General features: G+C 65.1%; 5 protein-coding genes. All 5 read left to right on the forward strand.

Going from position 1 to position 3584, the window contains the following annotated elements; all coding sequences use genetic code 11:
- The first annotated feature begins 58 nt into the window (after window positions 1-58).
- Window positions 59-484, forward strand: coding sequence for a hypothetical protein (locus tag DBR10_RS07500; protein ID WP_233243314.1), 426 nt, complete (start codon window positions 59-61; stop codon window positions 482-484).
- Between the two features lie 244 nt (window positions 485-728).
- Entirely contained in the window at window positions 729-1046 is a 318-nt protein-coding gene (locus tag DBR10_RS07505; RefSeq protein WP_108505842.1) for a CC_3452 family protein, read from the forward strand.
- Between the two features lie 140 nt (window positions 1047-1186).
- Window positions 1187-1426 carry an acyl-CoA thioesterase domain-containing protein gene (locus DBR10_RS07510; RefSeq protein WP_108505843.1) on the forward strand — a complete coding sequence of 80 codons (240 nt, stop codon included), beginning with the start codon at window positions 1187-1189 and terminating at the stop codon, window positions 1424-1426.
- A gap of 179 nt (window positions 1427-1605) precedes the next feature.
- Window positions 1606-2160 carry a F0F1 ATP synthase subunit delta gene (locus DBR10_RS07515; protein ID WP_108505844.1) on the forward strand — a complete coding sequence of 185 codons (555 nt, stop codon included), beginning with the start codon at window positions 1606-1608 and terminating at the stop codon, window positions 2158-2160.
- A gap of 47 nt (window positions 2161-2207) precedes the next feature.
- Window positions 2208-3584: F0F1 ATP synthase subunit alpha (gene atpA, locus DBR10_RS07520; RefSeq protein WP_233243315.1), on the forward strand; the 1377-nt coding region annotated here is incomplete at its 3' end.

Raw genomic sequence — 3584 nt, forward strand, 5'->3', positions numbered from 1 at the left:
CGTTGCGGAACAGCGGCCTTAACGGGGTCTTGACCCCGGCTGTGCTAGGCCTTGAGCCATGATCGCGCTGGTCACCGCCGCACTGCTGGGAGCCATGCTCGGGCTGTGGGTTCGCCCCCGCCTGCTGGGTGTCGTTGCCGCCGTCGGAACCGTCGGCCTCATCGAGGCCGGGGTGCTGGTCCTGATCGGCCAGCTGGAGCTGCAGCCCAACCGCGAACACCTGATCGCCCAGCTTCAGTTCCTCTTCGGGGCCGGGCTGGTCGGAGCCGCGACGCCCGTCCTCGCCGCCCTTGTGAGCGCGTGGCTTGCAGCGGTCATGGGGCAGTTTTCCGAACGCCCCGGACCAGGGCAGATGCTCACGGCAGACGGGGTCCGTCGCAAGGTCGGCAAGGACGGCCGCTACAGGCGACTTGAAGGCATGGTCGAAGAGCGGGCCATTCATGCCCGGGCCGAGAGCCGGATCGACGAAATCCTCGGCCTCTAGACCGGCGCGGGTCGGGTCACCACATCCGTCAGGCGCTGGCCGATTTCAGAAAAATCTGGGCCACGGCAAATTTCGCTTGCGCTATTACCTATCACTGATATCTAAGCAGTGCTTAGTTCGATGTCCTGGCGCTGGTGGGGATACCAGCGCCTGAACCGGAGGTCGAGCGCCAGTAACTTGCACCAGTAAGCGTTTCACCGATCTTCGATCTTTGCACATCTCCCCTGAACGTTGGAGGGCTCACATGAAGCTCCGCTCTATTGCGGCTGTCGCCGCCTTGTCCGTTTCTCTCTTTGCCGGGGCCGCCCTGGCCGATGGTCGCGTTGCCGCCGCTCTTGAAGCGCCGGTTGCGGCCAAGACCAAGATCGTCGCCGGCGGCGCTGTCTTCGTCTGCGACGGCGCTGAATGCGTCGCGACGGCTGCGCCTTCGCGCGCCATCACGGCCGCGTCCTGCAAGGCGCTGGCCAAGGAAGTCGGCCGGGTTTCGGCCTTCGGTGGCGAGACCAAGACGCTCGACGCCGACGACCTGGCCCGCTGCAACGCCTCGGCCAAGGGCGCCTGAGACTCGTTCTCTTTCAGTACCCAGACGCGTTGGGATGCCCGTCATCCCGTCTGGCTGTTTCCTCGAGCATTCGCCTGATGGGGCGGCGGGCTGGTCCCGCCGCCCTTTTTCTTTTTCGCCAGCAGGATTAGTGGAGTGCCATGACCTTGCCCCTCGCCGCCCAGATTGAAGCCGCGCTGCGTGTCGCTGCCGGTGCCGACACCCAGCCTTCCTCCCTCACCATCGACTATGGTGCCGAGGGCGAGGTCACGGATCTCGAGGTTCGGGCCTGGGTCGAGCGGACCACGCGCAGCCTTGTCTTTACCCAACTGGAGGCCCGGCGCCGTAACGGAACTCTCGCCGCTGCCGCTTCTGCGGTGTTTCGTCGTCTCGAGGTCTGATCGCGCCCCTTTGGTTGCGAGTGCGAAAAGCCCGTGTTATCAGGCGCGCGGCTTCGAACCGGGCGGCGTGCAAACGCCGGTCGTTCATGTGCTTTTTTCAAGCGCGCTCAAGCCTTTAAGCCGGGATGAGGGGTAAGCTTCTCGTTCGCGGCCATTGCAACGCACCGGGCGGATACCAAGTGGCGGACGAAACCAAGGCGACGGATGCGGGTCAGCGTTATGCGCAGTCCCTGTTCGAACTGACGATCGAAGGCGGTCAACTCACCAAGGTCGAGAGCGACCTCAAGGCGCTGAAGGCGATGTATGCCGACAGCACCGATCTGCGCCGCCTGATCGCCAGCCCCGCTTTCAGCGCGCAGGACAAGGCCAAGGGCCTTGCCGCGATCGCCGCCAAGGCCGGCTTCCAGCCGCTGACCTGCAAGTTCCTCGGCCTCGTGGCCACGAACGGCCGGGCCGGCGACCTGATGGGGGCCATCACCGCCTTTGCCGAAATGTCGGCCAAGCATCGCGGTGTCGTTACGGCCGAGGTCACCTCGGCCACCGATCTGACGGCCGCGCAGCTGAAGGGTGTCCAGGTCGCCCTGGCGCAAGCGCTCGGCAAGACTCCCGAACTTTCGACCCGCGTCGATCCGTCCATCCTGGGCGGCGTCAAGGTGCGTGTCGGCTCCCGCCTGTTCGATGCTTCGCTTCGCAGCAAGCTCGATTCCCTGAAATTCGCCCTGAAGCGCGCCTGAGCGTATAAGCGCGCACAAAGATAAAACGCAGAGAGCCCTGAAGACCCATGGACATCCGCGCCGCCGAAATTTCGGCCATCCTCAAGTCGCAGATCGCCAATTTCGGCGAAGATGCCGCCGTCTCGGACGTCGGCCAGGTTCTGTCCGTCGGTGACGGCATTGCCCGTATCTACGGTCTGGACAACGTTCAGGCCGGTGAAATGGTCGAGTTCCCGAAGGCCGGCGTGAAGGGCATGGCCCTGAACCTCGAGCGCGACAACGTCGGTTGCGTGATCTTCGGCCAGGACCAGGCCATCAAGGAAGGCGACGAAGTCCGTCGTCTCGGCGAGATCGTCGACGTTCCGGTCGGCCGTGGCCTGCTGGGCCGCGTCGTCAACCCGCTGGGCGAGCCGATCGACGGCAAGGGCCCGATCGTTTCGACCGAGCGTCGCCGCGTCGACGTCAAGGCCCCGGGCATCATTCCGCGCAAGTCGGTGCACGAGCCCGTGCAGACCGGCCTGAAGTCGATCGACACCCTGATCCCCGTCGGCCGCGGCCAGCGCGAACTGATCATCGGTGACCGTCAGACCGGCAAGACCGCCGTCGCCATCGACACCATCCTGAACCAGAAGGCCGCCAACGCCGGCAAGGACGAGAGCGCCAAGCTCTACTGCGTCTATGTCGCCATCGGCCAGAAGCGTTCGACCGTCGCCCAGATCGTCAAGACGCTCGAAGAGCACGGCGCCCTGGAATACACGATCGTTGTCGTCGCCTCGGCGTCGGAGCCGGCCCCGCTGCAGTACCTGGCCCCGTTCTCGGGCTGCGCCATGGGCGAGTGGTTCCGCGACAACGGCCTGCACGGCCTGATCATCTATGATGACCTCAGCAAGCAAGCCGTCGCCTATCGCCAGATGTCCCTGCTGCTGCGCCGCCCGCCGGGCCGCGAAGCCTATCCGGGCGACGTCTTCTACCTGCACTCCCGCCTGCTCGAGCGCGCGGCGAAGCTGAACGAAGACAACGGTTCGGGCTCGCTGACCGCTCTGCCGATCATCGAAACCCAGGCCAACGACGTGTCGGCCTACATCCCGACCAACGTGATCTCGATCACCGACGGCCAGATCTTCCTGGAAACCGACCTGTTCTACCAGGGCATCCGCCCCGCCGTGAACGTCGGTATCTCGGTGTCGCGCGTCGGTTCGTCGGCCCAGATCAAGGCGATGAAGCAGGTTGCCGGTGCGATCAAGGGCGAGCTCGCCCAGTATCGCGAAATGGCCGCCTTCGCGAAGTTCGGCTCGGACCTCGACGCCTCGACGCAAAAGATGCTGGCCCGCGGCGAACGCCTGACCGAGCTGCTGAAGCAGCCCCAGTATGCGCCGCAGGCCGTCGAAGAGCAGGTCTGCGTGATCTATGCCGGCACCCGCGGTTACCTGGACAAGATCCCGACC

It is taken from the genome of Caulobacter sp. HMWF025, from assembly GCF_003060965.1.
Taxonomy (GTDB): domain Bacteria; phylum Pseudomonadota; class Alphaproteobacteria; order Caulobacterales; family Caulobacteraceae; genus Caulobacter.

Coding starts and splice junctions, on each gene's coding strand:
- DBR10_RS07505 (WP_108505842.1), top strand. CDS start 729: ATGAAGCTCCGCTCTATTGCGGCTGTCGCCGCCTTGTCCGTTTCTCTC.
- DBR10_RS07510 (WP_108505843.1), top strand. CDS start 1,187: ATGACCTTGCCCCTCGCCGCCCAGATTGAAGCCGCGCTGCGTGTCGCT.
- DBR10_RS07500 (WP_233243314.1), top strand. CDS start 59: ATGATCGCGCTGGTCACCGCCGCACTGCTGGGAGCCATGCTCGGGCTG.